Raw genomic sequence first — 19,778 nt, 5'->3', positions numbered from 1 at the left:
ACATACCCCGCGTCAGTATGGTTGAAGTTGAGCCGCCCCGTCCCCGGGCCGAATGCCAACGTCGCGGCATCGAGCATGCCCGCGCCGCTGGCGGCTTGGCCCTCCCCACTGCCGAGGTTGAGCACGCCGGTTGCTCCAGCCGAGCTCGCCAGGGTGAGCTGGCCGCCAACGGCCATCCGCGCGCCGTCCGCCAGCGTGATGAAGCCTTTGCCGCTACCGGCCCCGACCACCGCATTGCCCGTGACGAGATAGGCTGAGCCGACACCGGAAACCAGAAGATTGGCGGTGCCGCCATTCAATGATGAGCCGATCGTCGAAGTCGCTGCGTTCACCGTGCCGCCGTTGAGGACCGACACCGACGCGTTGCTCTGGAGGTTGAAGGCTCCGCTCATCGTCCAGCTCGATCCCGACCCCGAGATCAGGACCGACTTTGTGCCGCTCGCTGAGGGTATGGTTCCGACGGTCCCACTGGCGCTATGGATGGCACCGCCATTCGTGACATTCAGAAACGCCTTCGTACTTGCGGTGACACTGCCCACGCCAAGCAAACCGCCAACATCGAGGAGCGATCCGGCGCCATCGACATTGATCGCCCCTGTTTGTGTGCCTAGACCGCCAAGAGTAGCCGCGCCGGCCGTCCTGACCACGCCGCCGTTCAGCACGTTCAAGGTGGCGTTGCTCCCGGTATTGAGGCCTACAACCAGCCCACCCGTCGTCTGCAGGAGCGAGCCGGTGCCGCTCACCGTGGCCGTCGCCGACGAGTTTAGTTGGCCCACCTGAAAGCCGCTCGTGCCCGTGATCTGGCCGCCGTTCAGGAGCTGCAGGGTGCCGGTGCCGCTCACGTTCGTGGCGCCAGTGTAATTGCTCATGCCGGTGAGGGTTTCGGTACCTGCCGAGACAGTCAGACCGCCAGCGCCGGTGATCGAACCCGCGAACGTGTCATTGGCATTCGTCAAGGTCAGCGTCTTGGCGCCGAGAGCGACGGTGCCGCCGCCGGCAAGACTGCGGATGCTTGCGCCAGCCGGCGTCACGGCGGAGATGTCGAACGTGCCGTCTGCGACCACCCTGGCGGAGTTCGCAACCGATGCAGCACCCGACAGGGCGAGCGTACCAGACTGAATCCAAGTCTGGCCGGTATAGGTATTGGCGGCCGAAAGCGTGAGCGTGCTGCTGCCCGTCTTGGTGAGCCTGCCAGCGCCGTCGATGACGCCATTCAGCGTCAGATTGGCGTCGGTCTGGACCGTGCCGCCACCCGCGTTGAGCGTGACCGGCAGCGTGGTCGTGAATGCGCCGGTGTTCTGGAGCGTGCCGCCGTCGAAGCTCAGCCCGCCGGTCCCCAGATTGGTCGCGGCGCCGACCGAGAGCGTCCCTTCATTGATCGCCATCACACCCGAAAAATTGGTGCTGTTGGAACCGGTGAGCGTCAGCGTGCCGGCGCCGATCTTGGTGAAGGCGCCCGTGCCGCTGAAGGGTGAGGACGCGGTGACGTTGAAACCAGCCGTGTCAAGCGTGAGACCGCCGGACGCGATGTTCAGTTCCGTGCCGGAAAAGCCGCTGATGAAGCTCGTGGTGGCAATCTTCGCGCGCAGCGTGCCGCCGTCGAAATTGACTTGCGTCGGACCAGTACCGCGAAGGAGCGACTGGGTTTGCAGCACGCCACCGCTTGCGACTGTGAGCGTGCCTGAACTCGCGGAGTCCCCCACCGTCGTGGTGGTGCCAACGTCGACGATCGCATTGTTGCTGATCGTCAGGGCGCCGGTCCCGCCATTACCGACGACCAATCGCCTTGCGATCATCCACTGCGAGCCGGAACCCGAGATAGCCGCCGTTCCGTTCGAGCCGGGCAACCGCCCGATATAAGCATCCCGGCCAGTGGTCAGCGTGCCGCCGCTCGTCACGTTCAGCGTCGCATTGCCGCCAGCAAAGTCTCCCGGTGTGCTGACGGAACCGCCGTTGGTGATATTGAGAGTGCCGGAGGACGCTGTCTCCGTTTGGCCGAGGATGAGAGATACCGCGGGCGAACCGCTCAGGATCCATTTGGAGCCGGGTCCGGTCACGGTCATCGTGCCGACCGAGCCATTCACGCCGATGTACGAAAACGCAGTCCCAATGGTGGTCAGTGTGCTGCCGTTTTGAATCGTCAGGTTGCCCGTCCCACCATTGCCGACAGATAGATTGCCTGTCGTGCCGGTCGCGGCGCCATTCACGCCCAAAATGGCCGGATTAGACGGCGTATTGATGGTGACGGTGCCGTTGATCGGCACGCCACCCGTCCAGTTGGCGGAATTGGTCCAGTCCGTGTTGGCGGTGCCGGTCCAGCTCTGCCCCAGCGCCGCGTCGGCCGCGACGATAACCACAAATGCCTGAGCAAGCGCCAATGCTGACGTCGTCGCCAGCAAGCGGTGGATAAAGCGCCTACGAGAAACCGGAACATTGATGCCGTCTTGCCGGCCGGCAAGGAACGGCACTGGTTTCTTACGGTTCCGCATACGGCCCCCTTTGCGACATCTCAATCACAAGCCAAGCCTAGCGAGGTCGCTGAATTCCGCCCTTGAGATTGAGCGCGTTAGGCATTCCAGCAGGCCGAACTCCAACGCCGATTAGGCCGATTCTTGTATACTCTGTCAAAGATGAAGCGAGACTTTAGCTAACGAGTTTCTGCCAGGCCGGACTGTTCGCGACGCATGCCAAAAGCGGACGATCGAGAGGTCTGGAGTGGGTCGATTTTCCCCGTTTGGCCGCTTTCCGGAGAGTGGACATTCGGCGGACCACCGCACTGGGATGGCCAACGTTAGCGGATTGACTCCAGCATCTGGTGCCCGCGTGCGGCGGCGGCGATGATTTTGTCGGAATCGGCGGTCCAGACGAAGGGCTTTGACCGCTGGTCGTGGTCGACGACGAAGCGGTTGATGGGGCTCGGATGGACGACAACGCCGGTGGGCATCCCGCAGACTCGCACGACGCCGCGGCGCACGGAATCCCGACCCGGACTCTTTTGTCCCGATCAATCCACTAAGAAGAGAACGCCTAACGGGCCGCTCTGAGTTGCGACAAACGCAATCCGGCTATGAAGCTTGGCAATAAATCAGCGCATAAAAAGCGAGCGATATCAAATCTTTAAACGTCATTTTTGCCGCAGCGACAGGGCCTTTTTTGCCGAGGAACAGTCGGCCATCGGCATCGTTGGTCGGGAAGTGGATGCGATGCATCCGCTACCACCAGAAACCAACGGAGTGAGCAAATGGCTAATCAGTCAGAACGTGGCTTCGCGTCCATGGATGACGACAAGCAGCGAGATATCGCGTCGAAGGGTGGCCAGAGTGTGCCGGCCGAAAAGCGCAGCTTCTCTCAGGATCACGAACTGGCCTCGGAGGCCGGCCGCAAGGGCGGCGAGCATAGCGGAGGAGGCAATCGCCAGCAGCAGGCTCGCGATGATGACCGAAACCAGCAGGGCAGTGGTGGTCAACGCGGGGGCTCGGCGAACTTCGCCAACGACCGCGAGCGCGCTTCTGAGGCCGGGCGCAAGGGCGGCCAGCATTAACTCAGCTGCACATGTTGATCTGCATTGGCGAGGTCGGGCTTGGCCCCAAGCACTAAAGCCAATTCAGTTCAGCAGGTGAATCAACTTGCCCCGTCAGCTCCGGCTGGCGGGGTCATTTTTGTGTCTGGTCGCGATCGATCGCTTTTCCTCGTGAAGCGGTTGGGCTGCTGCGGCTTGGCGTAGGCGAGGGATGCGTTGATGAAGTGAGAGTGGGAACGTCATAGACAAGCTCGTTGGCGGCCAATCCCAAAATACCGCGATCCTGCGCGATCAGTCGGGTACTCGTTGCTCCTTCGATCTCGGCGATTGCTTGGAGTCCGTCTTCATCATCGACTAACGGGAGAGTACCGCCCCGCGCAGCCGGGCCGTCGTCACCAGCCGGATGGTCTTAGGAAACGCCTCGGTGACGATCAGCACGCCATCGATCGACAATCACAGGCCTCGGCGGACCGCATCGACATATCGGCGCACCTCCAGCATTTGTGGAATTCCGCCTTTCAGCATCGAGTCGATTGGACTCAATCGACCAAAAAGAGATCCTTTGTTGTTTAGCTTGGGCCAGCGATCGGCCATGTCGTCGGCAAGCAGGAGGTGAAGCCCCTTATAGATGCCGACCATCGCAGAAATGCGCGTGAGTTGGTCTTGGCTGAGGTACTTGTCCTTTCCCTCCTGCTTCAAACGCTCCCAAGTGCTTGTCGATACGTCGAGCAGAGCTGCCGCTTGTTGACCCGTGAGCCCCCAGTGTTCGACGAGACGCTTGTAGGCCTTGAGCGCGACCTTCGAGAGCCTAGTGCGATCGGGCTCAAGGAAGAAGTCCTGCCGCTCTGGCAGGGCGGGAATGAGGGTCGCGGCTGCTACCATGGCTTTTTCCATCATTTGATGGTGTCCCACCCAAATGATAGCGACGTGTCGAGATCGCAAGTGAGTTCCGCGGTCGGCGCCACGGGGCCTTTGTCAGCCGAAGCGCAACGTCCTTGATTTCGCGGTTCTCAAAGTCCGCCTGGACCCTGCAGCCTTTGCTGGGAGCAGGGCCTTGAGCTCGGCGAGGTGTTCAGACTGCACTTCGGCGAATAGGACGGCAGGAACCGGCGTCTCGCGCGGCACTCTCGATCGCCTCGCGGACGCCGGCCGCTCGTGGGCCGGCAGGTTTTCTCTGACGAAATCGCCCGGCATCAGCATCGCAACCAAATCTGATTGAAAACGGGAACGATTCATCGCTCCGTCTTGGAGGAACGGGGCCGTCATGCCCTCTGCGAGGCCATTTAAGTTCACCGCGGGGTTCTCGCCCGCCCGCGGAACGACCACCGAGGGGAATAGCTAGTGCTGGCTTGCAATGCAGCCTGCAGTCGAATCTCTCTGTTGAGGTATTCTCAGAGCAAACCGCTTCAATAGGCCCGTCGCTATCTCGTGTGGCACAGCTTGCGAGAATAAGTAGCCCTGGCCGAGCTCGCAGCCGACGCTCGTCAAAAGGGCTGCTTGGTCTTCGTTCTCGATGCCTTCGGCGATAACCTGAATGTCGAGCTTGCGGGCGATATCGATGAGACCTTCGACGATCGCCAGGCTTGGATCCCCTTGGGCAAGCCGGTCAATGAAGGATTTGTCGATCTTGATGATGTCGATCGGAGCCGTGAGCAGATGAGTGAGCGACGCGAACCCGGTGCCAAAATCATCAAGTGCCACGCGCAGCCCATGTCCGCGCAACGCCTTGATCTCGCGAGCGACCACCGGATCGTGCTGGCCGAGATAGACGGACTCCGTCACCTCGAGAACGATGTGCCTTAACGGGACGTTCTGCCGGCCGAATGCAGCTTGGAGGCGGGAAAAGAGTGTTCCGCTGTGAAAATCGGCCGACGCGATGTTAATGCCCACGTGCTGCAGTGGGATACCCTGATCCAGCCAGCAGCGCACATCCGATGCGACGGCTGCCATCATGCGTTCAGTCAAACTCGAAGCGACGCTAACATCCAAAGTGGCCTGATGAAATGCCGCAGCCGAGACAATTTCTCCGGTCGGCTTCCGCAGGCGACACAGCGCTTCCAGCCCGACGATCGCGCGCGTGTCGAGCCGCAAGATGGGCTGATAGAACGCGTCGATCCTGCCTTCGCGCAGGGCCGCATCCACGTCGCGGATCACCTCGATGCGGGTCGTGATCGCGCTGCCCATTCCCGGCCAGTACAGCACGAAACCGCCACGCCCGGTTTCCTTGGCATGGTACAGGGCTAGGTCTGCGTGCTCGCGCACGATTGTTGGATCACCGTCGCCTACTGACAGCACCGCGCCGCCGATCGTTGCTCGTGGCAAAATCATGTGCCCACCGCACTCGGCGGGCACTGCCAGGGCCTGAAAAATTCGAACCGTCGTGCCCTCGATGTCCGCAAGCGCATCGGCTGCCTGAAGGATCACGGCAAACTCGTCACCTCCCATGCGGAACACGTGATCCGGCAAGACGCACTCGCTGACCCGACTTGCCACGGTCTGCAACAGCGCATCGCCGGCGGCATGACCAAAAGTGTCGTTGATCGTCTTTAAATTATCGAGATCGATCAGCAGCAAGGCCCAGGCGCCCGGCTCGGCACAGGAAAGGCGCTCAAGTGACACGTCGAAACTCGCTCGGTTCGGCAGATCAGTCAGCGCATCGACAAAGGCCCGACGCTCCCGCTCGGTGACGCGCTGATCGCGTTCGAGGGCGATGGCGCATAAGGAGGTACAGGATGCAACGATCTCTTTCTCTCGTGGAGAAGGACCGCGTTTCTCCTTGAAGTAGAAGGCGAAGGTGCCTAGCACAGCTCCGCTCGCGTCGAAGATGGGGGTCGACCAACACGCTTGGAGTCCTAAGGCCAAGGCCGGTTGCCTGAAGTCCGTCCAACGTGGATCGGTTGCGATATCCGCCACAATCGCAGTGCGGAGATAGGCCGCAGTGCCGCACGAGCCGACCTGCGGCCCGATCATCAACCCTTCGAGCCCGGCTGAATACTCATCAGGAAAGTTGGGTCCTGCTAGCGGATGCAACAATCCCCCGCTATCCACGCGCAAAACCGAACACCAGACGTCGGGCAAAAGCAGCTCAATCTCACGACAGAGGCGGTCGGTCGTCGCTTCCAGCGTCGCGCCTCTCGCAATCATTTCCAGGATATTATTTTGCAACTGAAGCACGGCTGGCAATGATCTCAGAAAAATGACCCCCGGGATCCGTTATACCCCTTTGATGTAAACCGGCAGTGATGAGGCATGCATTACGCTAGCTTAACAACGATACCGGCATTTTAGGCACCGGTCGCCTGAGACCGCATCAACACGATTGGCAGGATCCAGCACCTCAGCGAGTTGAGACCGAATTTCATGGTACGGCAACCTCACGGATCACCGGGAGAGCGCCCGCTTCTATCGCCGGTTCGTGACCGCGATTGCCGCGACCAAAATCTGAAGAAGCCAACCGATGGGCTCGGACCGCACCCAAGCCACACCGTCTCAAGCGCGGCGAGTTTGTTCCGAAGAATATTTGCACAGACCTGTGTCTGACGAAAGCGCCGAGGTTTTCCTTTGGCAAACTCTGTTCACATCGAAACACATTCTTCTGCCGCGGTGCTGTTATTCGGGGCGAGCATCCGGCGGCGGCCGGTCCCGCCTCTTTGGCTGTAGAACCTACCAAGCGGCATGACAGTTTGGCATTCGCTCAGACAATCCGAGGCGCCCATACCCGTGGCGGTGACCCCTTCCGAGGCCGCTTTTTGTCCTTGCTGGGCTCCTGATCTGTCGGTGTCACCAGACGGGGACCTGGAGGCGGATCGGCGCGCTTCAGCTTTTGTTTAGCTAGCGTCCGCCGAGCCCTCTTGATGCAGGCAGCAAGCGAAAGACGATGCTTCTGTTTCATAGCGTCCGCTTCAGTTCATGAAGGTCGCGAGTAGCCCGTGAAGCTGGACGGCTGTCATCGCGATAAAGGCCGCAAGGCTAATTTCGATCGTGATCTCAATCCTCGGCGCGAGTGCCGACGGCCTGGGCCGCGGCGCAGCGGGTCTGAATGCTTGTTTCATTTTGACGCGCTCCTCGCGGCGTTTCGCCAAGCGGATCAAAAAGCGCGCCAGCTGGCCCGCCGCGTCGATGCGGACAATCAACAGCGAGCGTCCGGCTCTCCTACATCGCTGGTCGCGGTCGACGAGGACGATCTCGTGGAACTCGCCTGGAAGCAATTTTGGCACAAGCGATTGGGGCCCGGTCTGCCGAGTGTGCCGTCCTCTCCCCGTTGTCAATTGGGAGGCTGCACGATCTGAGGCGTGAGACTGATCGAAGCAACCACCGAAATGAGAATAATGCCGGCGACTGCCAGCCAGACCCAAAATTCGAGAGGAGGTTCGGTGCGTTTCATCCGCTAGAAATCGCGGCCGCGAAGCCTTGTTCCGCGAGTTAGTCCTCGCACCGCGTCAGCACCTTCCCGTCCGGCGTCGTGAAATAGCATGCGTCCTCGTAGTGGAGGGGAGTGCCATCCTCCAGCGAGTAGGAGACCGTGGATAGGCCGGGCTTGTTTTGCCAGACGATGATCGTAAAGCGGGCTCCCTCAATATCCTGGCACTGCTCACGATAGAGCTCGCGGCGGGTGGTTGGCTGGCGCCGAGACGGCACGGCGTGACTTGGAGGGGTAGCCATGCGGACACCTCACGCGAACCACTGATGGCGATTCAACCATTCTGCACGCTGGCGGGTTCCGCTAGGGAACGATTCGCCCTGCCGGCGGTTGGCGACTCGTTTCGTTGCGGAGTCGCATGGATGGGTACGCGTCGCGTTCTCAGGGCCGGGCCGGGTGTCGATACCGTGAAGGGGCCGCTCACCCGGCGCCGGAAGCCCGAACGCGATCTGTTTTCCGATCCGATGCCCGAGCGCGTCGAGCCCTGTTTGGCGCTGCTGAAGGACGAGGTGCCGGCCGGTCCGGATTGGGCCTTCGAGGTGAAATGGGACGGCTATCGCCTGGCGATCCACATCGTCGGCAAGCGGGTCCGGATCATCACGCGCGGCGGCCATGACTGGACGCCGCGCTTTCCGACGATCGGGCATGATGCGCTGAGCCTTGGCGTGGACAGCGCCATCCTCGACGGTGAGGCCGTGGTGCTCGACAAGCACGGTACTTCCGATTTCGGCGCTCTGCAAAAGGCTCTCGGTGGCCGCGGCGGCAAGCGGTTGGCCTCGGAGGCAGTCCTTTATGCCTTCGACCTGCTTTATCTGAACGGCCATGACCTGCGCCCGATGCCGCTGAGCGAACGGCGCGAGATGCTGGAGGATCTCCTCCTGGCCGAGCCTCATGGCTCGATCCGGTTGAGCGAAGAGATCGACGCCGATGGTGCCCCCTTCCTCAAGCTCGCCTGCCAGATGAAGCTTGAAGGCATCATCGCCAAGCGCCGCGATGCGCCCTACCGATCGGGACGCGGCGGCGATTGGCTGAAGATCAAATGCAGCCGGTCGGAGAGCTTCGTCATCGTCGGCTATGAACCGTCGACGATCGCCCTGGGCGGGATCGGCCAGCTGCTGCTCGCCGCGAGGCAGGGCGACCACCTCATCTATGTCGGCGGCGTCGGCACCGGCTTCACCGTTGAAACTGGCGCAGCGCTGCGCAAGGCGATGGACAGGCTCATTATAGCGAAGCCGGTGATCGACATGACCGGCCGCAGGCGCTCCTATCGCTGGATCACGCCCGCCCTTGTCGCCGAGATCCAGTTCCGCGGCTGGACCGATGACAACAAGCTGCGTCACGCCTCCTACAAGGGCCTGCGCGAAGAGGCCGACGAGGCGACGGTCTACGAGATGAAGCCGCAGCGACCGCCGGTAGATTTAGACCGATAAGGTCTGTCGACCGCCGAGAATGATCTGACCGCTTCGGAACCCGGCATCCTCGTGCTAGTTCATGGCCTGCGGCCGTCGCAGCACCCCTTCGACGGTCGCGGTGCAATCCTTTGCCAGGGTGACCACCAGAAGCGAGCCAGCGTTTCACCCCAGCCGGCTCGCTTCTTTTTGCCCTCGATCGGAGGCGTCAGCCCGCTCGAGCGCAGCGCTCATGTCCAGCTTATTGAGATGGCGCACCGCTAATAGGAGGCGCGAGATCAGTTCGATCATCAACCGCTGCGTCCAAACGAACAGAGAGTGGTTGAGAAACGGAATAATTGCTCGTCTGAGACCACTGTCGGCAGCATAGCTAAAATCGCCGCCAAAAAAGAAAATGCGTATCTGAAAAAATATAATTTGGATCTTCGGGCGAGTTGGGCTAGGTATGTCTTCATCGAGATTGCTTGGACGGCCGTTGTTATTTTCGCGCTTTGGCGCGACTCTGATGAACTCCCCCTTTCGAAATCGTTCTGAACTCGCCAGACATTTTGTCGGTGAGCGACAGGTCTTGCGATAAGGAGGGTTTCTTATGACCACCGGCACAGTGAAATGGTTCAATTCCACCAAGGGTTTCGGCTTCATTCAGCCCGACGACGGCAGCCAGGATGTGTTCGTGCACATCTCCGCCGTCGAACGCGCTGGAATGCGGGACCTGCAAGAAGGCCAGAAGCTTGGATACGAAGTCGCGCGCGACAATCGTTCCGGCAAGATGGCTGCGGAACAGCTCCAGACTGCGTGACCTGGCAATTGCTGCTGTTGACCACGGATGTACTGGCACCAGCGACGATAGCCACTCGAAAGGCCGGGCATTTGCTCGGCCTTTATTGTTTTTAATCTAACCGCAAATGGAAATGATTGTGATCGAACTATCAAAGCAGCGCCTAACAGCCGACAATCAGTTCTTGAAGATCCAGACACGATCCCTGTCTCACGCAAGGATTGTCTCCGAAACGGAGAGGCTGACTCAGCAGCGATCTGACAACATGATCAAGCTGCGCGGGCTGCGCCTGGCAAAAGAGGCCTCCGATAGACGGGCGGCGCTCGCAGCACCAGTCAATTTGAAGTCACGGCGCCGAACCGGATTCAAATGACGGGAACCGTCATCCTCGGCTGCATCGATTATTCTCTCGTCGAGTTTGCGGCGATAGCCTACGCTCCGGAAGCGCCAGTCGTAGACCGTCGGGCGCTTCGACCGGCAATGAGAGGCAATTCGCGTCATGGAATCGCGAGCGAGTCAGGCGCTGATCGGGTTGCTCACGCTTGCCATCGTCGCGGGACTTCTCGGCTTCACCTTTTGGTTTGGCAGCGGCACAACAGAGACCGTCAACGTTCGCCTGGTCTTCAATAGCGATATCTCAGGGCTCGGCCGGGGTTCCAGCGTGCTCTTCAATGGTCTTAAGGTCGGCGAGGTCACACAGGTCGAGATCGAGCCGACCAATCCGCGTCAGATCAACGCCACCATAAAGGTTTCTCGTTCGACACCGTTACGAGCTGACACGAGCGCCCGCCTCGAAGGTCAGGGCTTGGCGGGGGTGGTCGCAGTCCAGCTTCGTGGGGGTGACCCCAGCGCGGCCGCATTGCTCCCGGCAGCAGGTCGATCGCTGCCGGATATCGCCGCCGAACCCTCCGAGGATATCATCAAGAGAGTGGGATCAATCGCCAGGAACATTGATGGCGCGCTTGTCGGGATCGAGGGCGCTATCAACAGCAATGCGGGGCCTATATCTGCCTCCATAGCAGAGGCGGAACGGTCCACTCGCGCACAAGCCGAGTATATCGGCGGCCTCGACAAGCTGATGAAAGGCATCGAAACGACCGCCGAATTCATTGGCCCGCTTCCCGATAAGCTCCAGGCTTTCAGCGATGGAGTGCTGGATAATATTCGCCCTATCGACCCGGGTCGTGTTGCTCGCGTGATTGATGATATCGACAGGTTTTCCGCCGGGCTCGGCGCCGCAGCCCCAGAGGTCAGCACGGCATTAAAGAGCGCCGCATCGACAACGCAGAAGCTCAACACGGCGGCAGACCAGTTCGACAGCGTTCTCAAAGGCGCCCAGGCTTATCTCGACGCCGCCAATGGCGAGAATGGGCGCAAGCTCCTCGAGGAGGTGACCGACTACGCCAAATACCTGCGTGAACTAGCGAGGACTTTGGACACGCGCTCAGCAGCGCTAACGGTTCAAATCGCTCGTTCTACGGCCTCCGGATTGCAAAGTCTCGGCAAGGTCACGACAGATAGTCAACATTGGCTTGCCCGATTTATGCGCTCGTTGCACGAAGTGAATCAGAATCCGCAAGGTCTGCTATTCGGCAACCGCGGCCGGCTGCCTCAACACAGGGGCTCGCGTTAGTACCGCGAAAGCAAAGTCAGCCGGGTATCGATAACCATTCATTCACCACGATACCCGGCATTTGGCTCAAATGCCGCATTTCTGCGGAACGGACCCGGCAGGCTCGGATTGTCTCGCTGTCACAGGAGAGCAATCCGATGCGGTACCATCTCCCTCTGGATTTCTGGCTCTGGCTTGCGGTCGCCTTCAATGTGGCTCTTTCCGTCGCGGCCTGCGCGCGCGCCGCATCGGTTGGCTGAGGTTCATTTGGGCCGATCAGATATTCCAATCGGCTTTGAAAGCGTCCAGGGGCGGCGGGGCAAGTCCACCGTCTCTTGAAGGAACCTTAGCGCGAGCTATGTGGTTGTCAGCGTGGCATCCTCGGATGCCTGCATGCTCTCCAGTTGGATGCGTCGCCGCGGATGTACCGGCCGCACCCGACAGGAGGGCAAAGCCAGTTTCCCGGGGACGACCGGACCATCCACGTCCTGGCCAATAACCGAGCTTGGCGAAAGCCAGCCCACTGGGGGTTCATCAGGGCTACGGCTCAAATGGGGTTGTAGTCTTCATGCCCTGCAAATCCGGGCGCTTGGTTGATATTGCCTCCTGAATGCGCGCCGCGTAGCATCTCAAAAGCAGCTCCTCACCGGAGGTGGACATGGCTCTTCCCGACGACCTCGTGACTTGGAGCGTCAAGCGCATTGGGCAGAAAATCGGTGATGGCGAATGCTGGAGCATGCTCGAAACCGCCTTGACTGACTGCGGCGGCAAGACCTCAACCCAACTCATGGGCGGCAAGATAGGGCCTGATGGCGATTATATCTGGGGCACACTGGTGAAGGATCTGCGCCGCGATATTGTCGTTGGCGACATTCTGCAGTTCCGGAACTTCGTCTGGGAGGACAGAACGGAGGTAAAAACGACGCATCCAAACGGTGATTGGGAGACGGGCGGGTCAGCGGTTGAGAAGCGCCCTCATCATACCGCCATCGTCGAGGCTGTCGTCGGCCAAGGCATTGTCGACGTGCTAGAGCAGAACGTCCCTGGAGGCGATCCCATTCATCGCGCACGCCTGCACGTCGTCTCGTTTCTGGGTCCGAAGATAAAGAAGACCCTGCCTAACGGGGACGTAGTGGAAACTACGCCGAACCACCGCGTCAGCGGCACGGTCTGGGCATTTCACCCGCAGGTTGCGTTCGCGGCCAAGAAGCCTTGAACCCTAAGCGGTGACTTAGCTACCAATCTCCCATATGAGCGCGACCGGCGTCTCCTCCTCTCTTCTCGAGGCTGCGATGCCATTTCGCGCCGACTCGATCACTTGGATCGAAATCCTCCCTCTTAATCGCGTCGCGAAATCTCCCCGCCCACTCCACGGGGGCCCACGCCTCCTGTCCGCGGCGCTAAGACGCCAAAGCGACCGCCACTTCGTTCATCTGCAATGCAATGAGGCGTTGTTAAGCCGATCAAACGTCGCAGACTCCACAACGCTTACGCTGCGGACCGGCCGATCCAGCGCCCTTATCCAGGCCGCCGCAGCGCCGAACTCAAATCAGCTCCTGATCGATCAACTGGCCATCACGCTCCTGACGCATCATCGTGCCGATGACGTGGAGCCCGATTTGCCAATCGGTGAACCACGATCGATCCGGCGCAGGCGTCCGGCCGCGGACGCCCTATCCAGCTTGATCTCGACCTGATGCAGCAATTCCTGGTCATCGCCACATGCCTCGCATCTTGGCCCTGACATCGACCTTAGGCCCGCCTGATGGTGCCCGCGAACTGTCTGCTGCCGCGATCGGCCAGGCAGTCCGCTCGAACTGACCAAGCACCGCGTTCGGAATGAAGCGGGTCCGATTAGCGTAGACATGACGGTCGCTAGTGGCGGATTGGCCGTGCGTGAAGAAGCGTTGCGGGACGACAAGATGCAGGTCGTCCTTCGCCCGCGTCATCGCGACATAGAGCAAGCGACGCTCCTCCTCGATCTCGTCACGTGCGCCGGCGCCAAGATCGATCGGAATGCAGCCGTCGACGGTGTTCATGACGAAGACCGATTTCCATTCCTGCCCCTTGGCGGAATGGATCGTCGATAGGATCAGATAGTCCTCGTCGAGATGCGGCACGCCGGATTGGTCGCTGGTCGCGTCCGGCGGATCGAGCGTCAATTCGGTCAGGAAGCGCTCACGCGACGGATAGCCCCCGGCGATCTGTTCGAGCTGCACGAGATCAGCCTGCCGCGTGCTGGCATCTTCGTGGATGCGCTCCAAGTGAGGCTCATACCAGCGGCGGGCGCGCTCAATCTCGGCCGGCCACCCTGCGGTGCCGGCGCGCAGCTCGCTGACGGCGGCGACGAATGACGCCCAATCGTCACCGGCCCGCGGCGGAGCCGGAGCGTTCTCAAGAGCCTCGAGAGGCACTGAGGCCCGCGCGACATGTTCCAGGACGCGCTGCGCCGAGGTCGGGCCAACGCCGGGCAACAGCTGCAGCAACCTGAAACCAGAGACCCTGTCGCGCGGATTCTCGACGAAGCGCAGCAGCGCCAGCAGATCCTTGATATGGGCGCTATCCAGGAACTTCAGCCCACCAAATTTGACGAATGGAATGTTCCGGCGCGTGAGTTCGATCTCCAGTGGACCGCTATGGTGCGATGCCCGGAACAGCACGGCCTGCTGTTTCAGCGTCGATCCGCCTTCTCGGTTCTCCAGCACCTTCTCGGCAATGAAACGAGCCTGATCGGCCTCATCTCGGACATGCACCAGCTGGGGCGGCGAGCCGGTCGCACGATCGGTCCAAAGGTTCTTGGTGAAACGCTCGGCCGCCAGATCGATGACGGCATTTGCAGCCGAGAGAATGGCGCTGGTCGAGCGGTAGTTCTGATCGAGCGTGATGACCTCGGCCGGCGGAACGAAGGCTGCCGGGAAATCGAGGATGTTGCGGACCGTGGCCGCCCGGAACGAATAAATCGACTGGGCATCGTCGCCGACGACAGTCAGGCCGCGGCCGTCCGGCTTCAGCGCGAGCAGGATCGAGGACTGGAGACGGTTCGTGTCCTGATACTCATCGACCATCACGTGATCGAAGCGACCGCCTATGTCCGCGGCGATATCGGGATCGGTCACGGCTTGCGCCCAGTAGAGCAGCAGGTCGTCGTAATCGAGGACGTTCTGGCTCTGCTTGGCTTCGACATAGGCAGCGAACAGCTCTTTCAGCTCCGCGACCCAAGTGGCGCACCAAGGGTAAGACAAGCGCAGAACCTCTTCGATCGGCAGCTCGGCGTTCACGCAGCGCGAATAGACCGCCAGGCAAGTGCCTTTCGTCGGAAACCGCGACTCCGTCTTGGAGAAGCCAAGCTCGTGCCTAACCAGGTTCATCTGGTCGGCCGAGTCCTCCCGATCATGGATCGTGAAAGCGGGATCGAGACCGAGCTGTTCGGCATAGTCGCGCAGCAGGCGGGCGCCGATGCCGTGGAAGGTGCCTGCCCAGGTCAAGGCGTCGGCCAGGACGCCAGCACCGTCGCCAAGCACCTTCCGTGCAATCCGCTCGACGCGCTTCGCCATCTCGGACGCCGCGCGGCGCGAAAACGTCATCAGCAGGATGCGCCGCGGATCGGCGCCGCTGACCATGAGGTGAGCCACGCGGTGCGCAAGCGTGTTGGTCTTGCCTGAGCCAGCACCTGCGATGACAAGCAGGGGCGCGGAAGCCACCGCGCCCACGCCATGGATCACCGCGCGTCGCTGTGCCGGGTTGAGCGCGTCGAGATAGCTGATTGGGGCGATGGCGTTCATGCCTTCAATTTCCGAACCGGCCGCGCTCCTTCCGAGAACCGGCCGCCCAGAAAGCCGAGCGAGGCTGCGCGATCAGCATCTCGCAAGAGCTCTTCACGGTTATGAAGCAATGCCCCGATCGCGGCCCGGGCGTCACCCTCGAACTCCACCAAAACCGAATCGATCTGTTGCTCCATAAGCTTCGGAACAGATGCCTGTTTCAGCACGATTGGCGGCATTTGATGCGTCCTCGATGGAGAGAACATTATGAGAACAATCACCTTCGAGGAGTCAAGCTCCGAGGCGCAAATCTACACCGGGGCGCCTGCTCGAATGGGGCCGGCTAGGCACGATACCGATCGAACGCCGTCAGCCGCAGGGTCAATGGTTCCGCGTCCTCCCAGCCATAAATCTCTGTGCGGAGATAGCGGAACTCCTCCTCTTCGAGCTCGTCATCGATCTCAATCCACCAGGCTCTCGGCCTGCCGTCACTTCCATCCGACCAGCGATAGCCTCTGCCTTTGAGATGGTCCTTCATGTCGAATGGCGCGTTTTCCGCATAGACGCGGACACGGCTACGCTCGCTTGAACGTAAGAGCTGACAGAATGGTAGCGCGCCACCCTCCCCGGCCGGCCTCGCCAGTACCTCCAAGAGCGCGTTGCAATCATCCGTCGCGCGGTGGCCCTCATGGAACAGCCCGGATTGGCCCACGAGGTATCCGAGCTTGTTTCCCTCGAAGCCAAGATCCGCCCAAGGGACTTCTCTGACGGAACAGGCCCAGGCTTTCGAGACGAAGGCCGGCGAGAGCTTTTCGCAGAACGGGCGATCGAATGCGGCGTTATGGGCGATGACGAGATCCGCGGGCTCGATCAGCGCGTCAAGCGCTGCAATATCAATCTCGTGACCAGCGACCATATCGTCGGTAATGCCGGTCAGCCGTGTGATTTCCGCCGGTATCGGCTGCGAGGGCTGACGCAGGCCGCTATAGATGCCCACGACGTCACCGATCACACCTGCGTCGTCATAGGTGAAAGCGACAGCGCCAATTTCGATGATCTCGTCCTTTGCGGAATTCAGGCCGGTCGTCTCCGTGTCCACCAGAACCGCGAGGTTCGGAAAGGCGCTTTCGGCTCGCGGGATGATGGGCCGCGGCACGAGCTTCCGTAAAATCCTGAAGCGCCCACCCTGCTCCAGCCGTTGTGCGGCCTCCTCGTCATTCCAGCCGGGCAGAGTAGGTAGAGTTTCTGACTTGCGTTTCCGGGGCACGGACCTCGCCGTCTGCCGGTAGCCCGGCGCATCATCGAACAAGTCAAACTGGATAGAGGCAATCTTCATTTTGCGGCCCTCGTCGTCGTGGGCGCTCGCCATTCGCGGTCGAGGGCAAGGAGCTCAGCGATGAGCCTTCCACGCGGCCTATATAGCTTCCATGCGATTTCCATCAGCCCAGTTTTGCAGCGGTCAATAAGGTGGCTCCAGACGTCGCGTCCACAATAGCCCACGGTTCGTTCCTACTAAGGGTTGGTCGCAGTTCGCGTGGCAGATTATTTGTGCGCCGCGCGCCGACCCGCAGCGCGATCGGCTTCTGACCGCCTCTGTAGCGCCGCTTCGGAACCCCGGAATAACACATCGCGTTGCCGCTGCATGAATCGAACGATGGTGATGGCCGTGCCGCGACCCGCTTTCGAGCTGCTGAAGTTCTTCCGGGCAGCCTTGTTAGGTGGATGCGTCGTGCTGGTGCCATTCACTGCGCAAGCCCTCACCGCCGACGAAGTGAACCAAGCAGGCCGTCCGGCCACCACGAAAAGCAAGGTGACGCGGCCCAATGCGTCGATCGTCAAGGCTCAGGTCTTGCTGGCGCGTCAGGGGGTCTCTCCCGGGGAGATCGACGGCCTGGATGGCGACAACTATCGGAAGGCCATCAACCAGTTCCGCCGCCGCGAAAATCTCGGAACCGGCGAGATCATCGACGCATCGACATGGCAGGCCCTTAAAGGGGACATCAGCGCGGATGTCGTCTCGGACTACGTCGTGACAAAGGAGGATATCAAAACCCGGTTCGTCCGGCGCATTCCTCACGACTACGCTCGCCAGGCCCGGATGAAACGGCTCGGCTACAGGAACGCCCAGGAGATGTTCGCCGAACGCTTTCACATGAGCGAAGGCCTACTCAGGGTGCTCAACCCGCGAACGCATGATCGGAAGCGTGAAGAAACGCTGCACGTCGTCTCGGTCGGACGAACCGCTCCTTCGGACGAGGCGCGAACCGTCGAGGCCGACAAGACCAACGGCATGGTTCGAGCGCTCGATGCGACGGGAAAGGTGCTCGCACTCTATCCGGCCACCATCGGCAGCGAGGACACCCCGTCGCCCGAGGGCGAGTATCAGGTTGTGAGGGTCGTGAAGAACCCGACCTATCACTACGACCCGGTCAAGAATTTCCAGCAGGGCAAGAACAAGCGTCGCCTGGTGCTCCCCAGGGGTCCCAACAACCCGGTCGGCACGGTCTGGATCGAGCTGTCGAAGCCGACCTTCGGCATTCATGGTACGCCGGAGCCTTCGAAGATCAGCAAGGCGTCGTCGCATGGCTGTGTGCGGCTCACGAATTGGGATGCCGAGGAATTGGCCCAGATCGTCAAGCCAGGTACGACCGTCCGCTTCGTCGACTAGCCGATGTCACACCGCATTCTGGCTTGCAATTTTGACCGGCCGTCGGCATCGGTCTGGACTGCGGGACGGTAGGGCGATGGCTGCGCGCGAGCACAACGACGTCGAAATCCTCGAAGATGGAGAGGGCCCGGGAGCGATCGTCTCCTTTCCGTTCGACGCCGCTGCCGTCGAACGATTTCGGGACGCTTTTCCGAGAGCGCGCTGGAATGACGACCTGGCTGCTTGGCGGATCCCGGGCACGACGGCGATGCTTCGCGCGGCGCGATGGCTCGATCGTGAGCTGCCGAGCGCCTTCAGCCTCGCCGACCAGCGCGGCCGCGATTCCTTTTCGTTCGAGCCGATCGTCAGCCCTTATCTGGAGGTCGCCGATGAGCTCGTCGTGCGCACCCCTTATTCACGAACCGTCGTCGAGGAATTGCGCGCGGTTCCGTGGGCGTGGTGGAACGGAGAAGACAAGGCTTGGCACGTACCATTCCGCTCGATCGATGAACTGCGCAGGAGATGGCCGGCGATCGAGGCCGCCGCCGAATACAGCGAGCCAGAGGCTCGAAAGCAACGGCGCGAAGCGGCGAAATCCGCGCCCGAATACGAAGACGCCAAAGCAGCGATGACTGAGCGCCGCCGCCGGCGCTATCCTGTCCCGGCGAGCGAGCAGCCGCCGCTCGACAGAGTGCTCATGTCCCATGAAGGACCGCTCGTCATCCTTGAGGTGACCGGCGAGGTCGTTCCCGCGGAGACAGCCGCCCGGCATTACCCTTGGAGTTCCGGACAGCCCGACGATCTGGTCTGGGCATTGTGGCGTCGCCCGATGCACGACGAACTTGTAAAAACCTGGCCTGCCCGACATCCCGCCGCGGTGAGCGCCCTCCTCCGAGGATGGTGGCAACCTACGCTCGAGGAACTGCGCATCGCGCGGCGCGCGGCGAGGTCATTGGAGCGCGCTCGGGAAACTCGACATCGTCGCGGCGGTTCCGACGATCCGGCGGGTTGAGCCCCGCCCGACCGGGTTTCCGTCCTCGTCGGGTTCCGCGCCGGTCACGCCGAGTATGTCAATCGCGCAATCCGCTCCGCAAAGACTTCGATCCCGGGCAGCGCCGAACCGTCGAGTACCTCATGACTGGCGTTCCCTGACGTAGCGGTGATCCGTGTGGCGGCCTGCGTAGTCTCGGTCGATCTCCTCGATCAGACGGTCGCCATCGTCGCGATCGACCTTGCGCAGGATGGCATCGAGCTTGGCCTCCATGCGGTCATCGCCCTCCTTCGATTGCGGTGAGCCGACATGAAGCAGGATCGCGAGCCCCGCGACCTGCCACAGCAATTGCAGGAATTCCGACTGCCAGTTCTCGAGCGTGTCGCGCATCATCTCGATGAAGTACCCCTCGAAGCTGACCGCCTGACCATGGCTCGCCTGTTCGTTGGCATAGGCGAACCAGCCGAAGACCCAGTGGCCTACCAGGCTGATCAGGAAGAAGCCGCCGGTCACCCAGGCAAATCCGTATCGGGTCCAGATCGAGTGTTTCATTCACCGCTCCCAGTCCGCAGGGCTTCGAGAAGCATCGTTGCGAGAGGGAACTCCGATCGACTGCCGGGGTTCAACCCAGACACCGCCT

The 19,778-nt window shown here is 61.2% G+C and carries 18 protein-coding genes; 7 read left to right on the top strand and 11 right to left on the bottom strand.

The genetic code is table 11. From position 1 onward, the window contains the following. From GGC47_RS27070 to GGC47_RS27060, 3 genes are all read right to left on the bottom strand, one after another. On the bottom strand, window positions 1-2,489 hold a 2,489-nt coding region (locus GGC47_RS27070; RefSeq protein ID WP_429069819.1), incomplete at its 3' end, for a beta strand repeat-containing protein. Window positions 2,490-2,791: 302 nt separating this feature from the next. Continuing rightward, on the bottom strand, window positions 2,792-2,944 hold the full coding sequence (locus tag GGC47_RS27065) for a hypothetical protein (RefSeq protein WP_429069818.1): 153 nt from the start codon (window positions 2,942-2,944) through the stop codon (window positions 2,792-2,794). 121 nt (window positions 2,945-3,065) lie between these two features. Continuing rightward, window positions 3,066-3,209 carry a hypothetical protein gene (locus GGC47_RS27060; protein ID WP_429069816.1) on the bottom strand — a complete coding sequence of 48 codons (144 nt, stop codon included), beginning with the start codon at window positions 3,207-3,209 and terminating at the stop codon, window positions 3,066-3,068. 32 nt (window positions 3,210-3,241) lie between these two features. On the opposite strand from GGC47_RS27060, the gene GGC47_RS27055 reads away from it, so the two are divergent. After that, entirely contained in the window at window positions 3,242-3,541 is a 300-nt protein-coding gene (locus GGC47_RS27055; RefSeq protein WP_429069815.1) for a con-10 family general stress protein, read from the top strand. Between the two features lie 432 nt (window positions 3,542-3,973). On the opposite strand, the gene GGC47_RS27050 is transcribed toward GGC47_RS27055, so the two are convergent. The 3 genes from GGC47_RS27050 to GGC47_RS27040 form a co-directional block, all read right to left on the bottom strand. Further along, on the bottom strand, window positions 3,974-4,417 hold the full coding sequence (locus tag GGC47_RS27050; protein ID WP_429069814.1) for an antitoxin Xre-like helix-turn-helix domain-containing protein: 444 nt from the start codon (window positions 4,415-4,417) through the stop codon (window positions 3,974-3,976). Window positions 4,418-4,858: 441 nt separating this feature from the next. Further along, window positions 4,859-6,664: a putative bifunctional diguanylate cyclase/phosphodiesterase gene (locus tag GGC47_RS27045; RefSeq protein WP_429069822.1), complete on the bottom strand. Its 1,806-nt coding sequence runs from the start codon at window positions 6,662-6,664 to the stop codon at window positions 4,859-4,861. A gap of 758 nt (window positions 6,665-7,422) precedes the next feature. Further along, window positions 7,423-7,653, bottom strand: coding sequence for a hypothetical protein (locus GGC47_RS27040; protein WP_429069813.1), 231 nt, complete (start codon window positions 7,651-7,653; stop codon window positions 7,423-7,425). 649 nt (window positions 7,654-8,302) lie between these two features. Between GGC47_RS27040 and ligD the strand changes: the two genes are divergently transcribed. Then, window positions 8,303-9,370: a non-homologous end-joining DNA ligase gene (ligD, locus tag GGC47_RS27035; protein WP_429069812.1), complete on the top strand. Its 1,068-nt coding sequence runs from the start codon at window positions 8,303-8,305 to the stop codon at window positions 9,368-9,370. Between the two features lie 144 nt (window positions 9,371-9,514). On the opposite strand, the gene GGC47_RS27030 is transcribed toward ligD, so the two are convergent. Then, on the bottom strand, window positions 9,515-9,640 hold the full coding sequence (locus GGC47_RS27030) for a hypothetical protein (RefSeq protein WP_429069811.1): 126 nt from the start codon (window positions 9,638-9,640) through the stop codon (window positions 9,515-9,517). A 298-nt stretch (window positions 9,641-9,938) separates the two neighbouring features. On the opposite strand from GGC47_RS27030, the gene GGC47_RS27025 reads away from it, so the two are divergent. The 3 genes from GGC47_RS27025 to GGC47_RS27015 all read left to right on the top strand — a co-directional run bounded on the left by GGC47_RS27025 (window position 9,939) and on the right by GGC47_RS27015 (window position 12,955). Further along, a complete protein-coding gene (locus tag GGC47_RS27025; protein ID WP_038358045.1) occupies window positions 9,939-10,148 on the top strand; it encodes a cold-shock protein in 210 nt (69 codons plus the stop codon). A 478-nt stretch (window positions 10,149-10,626) separates the two neighbouring features. Beyond that, window positions 10,627-11,760 (top strand): MlaD family protein, encoded by a 1,134-nt coding sequence (locus tag GGC47_RS27020; RefSeq protein ID WP_429069810.1) that lies wholly within the window; start codon window positions 10,627-10,629, stop codon window positions 11,758-11,760. 637 nt (window positions 11,761-12,397) lie between these two features. Continuing rightward, entirely contained in the window at window positions 12,398-12,955 is a 558-nt protein-coding gene (locus GGC47_RS27015; protein WP_429069809.1) for a hypothetical protein, read from the top strand. A gap of 496 nt (window positions 12,956-13,451) precedes the next feature. Here the strand turns inward: GGC47_RS27015 and GGC47_RS27010 are convergent, their stop codons facing one another. The 3 genes from GGC47_RS27010 to GGC47_RS27000 all read right to left on the bottom strand — a co-directional run bounded on the left by GGC47_RS27010 (window position 13,452) and on the right by GGC47_RS27000 (window position 16,869). Beyond that, window positions 13,452-15,521: an ATP-dependent helicase gene (locus tag GGC47_RS27010; protein ID WP_429069808.1), complete on the bottom strand. Its 2,070-nt coding sequence runs from the start codon at window positions 15,519-15,521 to the stop codon at window positions 13,452-13,454. Then, on the bottom strand, window positions 15,518-15,739 hold the full coding sequence (locus GGC47_RS27005) for a hypothetical protein (protein ID WP_429069806.1): 222 nt from the start codon (window positions 15,737-15,739) through the stop codon (window positions 15,518-15,520). Before GGC47_RS27005 ends, GGC47_RS27010 begins: the two co-directional genes overlap by 4 nt. Window positions 15,740-15,843: 104 nt before the next feature. Continuing rightward, window positions 15,844-16,869 (bottom strand): 3'-5' exonuclease, encoded by a 1,026-nt coding sequence (locus GGC47_RS27000; protein WP_429069804.1) that lies wholly within the window; start codon window positions 16,867-16,869, stop codon window positions 15,844-15,846. 285 nt (window positions 16,870-17,154) lie between these two features. On the opposite strand from GGC47_RS27000, the gene GGC47_RS26995 reads away from it, so the two are divergent. Further along, window positions 17,155-18,168 (top strand): L,D-transpeptidase, encoded by a 1,014-nt coding sequence (locus GGC47_RS26995; RefSeq protein ID WP_429069802.1) that lies wholly within the window; start codon window positions 17,155-17,157, stop codon window positions 18,166-18,168. Window positions 18,169-18,244: 76 nt separating this feature from the next. Further along, window positions 18,245-19,159, top strand: a complete 915-nt coding sequence (locus GGC47_RS26990; RefSeq protein ID WP_429069801.1) for a hypothetical protein — start codon at window positions 18,245-18,247, stop codon at window positions 19,157-19,159. Between the two features lie 120 nt (window positions 19,160-19,279). Here the strand turns inward: GGC47_RS26990 and GGC47_RS26985 are convergent, their stop codons facing one another. Then, on the bottom strand, window positions 19,280-19,690 hold the full coding sequence (locus tag GGC47_RS26985; protein WP_429069799.1) for a DUF6766 family protein: 411 nt from the start codon (window positions 19,688-19,690) through the stop codon (window positions 19,280-19,282). Between the last annotated feature and the right edge of the window lie 88 nt (window positions 19,691-19,778).

The organism is Allobosea sp. OAE752 (assembly GCF_050433265.1).
Classification (GTDB): Bacteria; Pseudomonadota; Alphaproteobacteria; order Rhizobiales; family Beijerinckiaceae; genus Allobosea; species Allobosea spartocytisi.
This window is presented reverse-complemented; position numbering and strand designations above follow the sequence as displayed.

What these genes read in the sequence shown, in the direction of transcription:
- GGC47_RS27065 (WP_429069818.1), bottom strand. Translation starts at nt 2,944, where the DNA reads ATGCCCACCGGCGTTGTCGTCCATCCGAGCCCCATCAACCGCTTCGTC.
- GGC47_RS27060 (WP_429069816.1), bottom strand. Translation starts at nt 3,209, where the DNA reads ATGCATCGCATCCACTTCCCGACCAACGATGCCGATGGCCGACTGTTC.
- GGC47_RS27055 (WP_429069815.1), top strand. Translation starts at nt 3,242, where the DNA reads ATGGCTAATCAGTCAGAACGTGGCTTCGCGTCCATGGATGACGACAAG.
- GGC47_RS27050 (WP_429069814.1), bottom strand. Translation starts at nt 4,417, where the DNA reads ATGATGGAAAAAGCCATGGTAGCAGCCGCGACCCTCATTCCCGCCCTG.
- GGC47_RS27045 (WP_429069822.1), bottom strand. Translation starts at nt 6,664, where the DNA reads ATGATTGCGAGAGGCGCGACGCTGGAAGCGACGACCGACCGCCTCTGT.
- ligD (WP_429069812.1), top strand. Translation starts at nt 8,303, where the DNA reads ATGGGTACGCGTCGCGTTCTCAGGGCCGGGCCGGGTGTCGATACCGTG.
- GGC47_RS27030 (WP_429069811.1), bottom strand. Translation starts at nt 9,640, where the DNA reads ATGATCGAACTGATCTCGCGCCTCCTATTAGCGGTGCGCCATCTCAAT.
- GGC47_RS27025 (WP_038358045.1), top strand. Translation starts at nt 9,939, where the DNA reads ATGACCACCGGCACAGTGAAATGGTTCAATTCCACCAAGGGTTTCGGC.
- GGC47_RS27020 (WP_429069810.1), top strand. Translation starts at nt 10,627, where the DNA reads ATGGAATCGCGAGCGAGTCAGGCGCTGATCGGGTTGCTCACGCTTGCC.
- GGC47_RS27015 (WP_429069809.1), top strand. Translation starts at nt 12,398, where the DNA reads ATGGCTCTTCCCGACGACCTCGTGACTTGGAGCGTCAAGCGCATTGGG.
- GGC47_RS27010 (WP_429069808.1), bottom strand. Translation starts at nt 15,521, where the DNA reads ATGAACGCCATCGCCCCAATCAGCTATCTCGACGCGCTCAACCCGGCA.
- GGC47_RS27005 (WP_429069806.1), bottom strand. Translation starts at nt 15,739, where the DNA reads ATGCCGCCAATCGTGCTGAAACAGGCATCTGTTCCGAAGCTTATGGAG.
- GGC47_RS27000 (WP_429069804.1), bottom strand. Translation starts at nt 16,869, where the DNA reads ATGGCGAGCGCCCACGACGACGAGGGCCGCAAAATGAAGATTGCCTCT.
- GGC47_RS26995 (WP_429069802.1), top strand. Translation starts at nt 17,155, where the DNA reads ATGGTGATGGCCGTGCCGCGACCCGCTTTCGAGCTGCTGAAGTTCTTC.
- GGC47_RS26990 (WP_429069801.1), top strand. Translation starts at nt 18,245, where the DNA reads ATGGCTGCGCGCGAGCACAACGACGTCGAAATCCTCGAAGATGGAGAG.
- GGC47_RS26985 (WP_429069799.1), bottom strand. Translation starts at nt 19,690, where the DNA reads ATGAAACACTCGATCTGGACCCGATACGGATTTGCCTGGGTGACCGGC.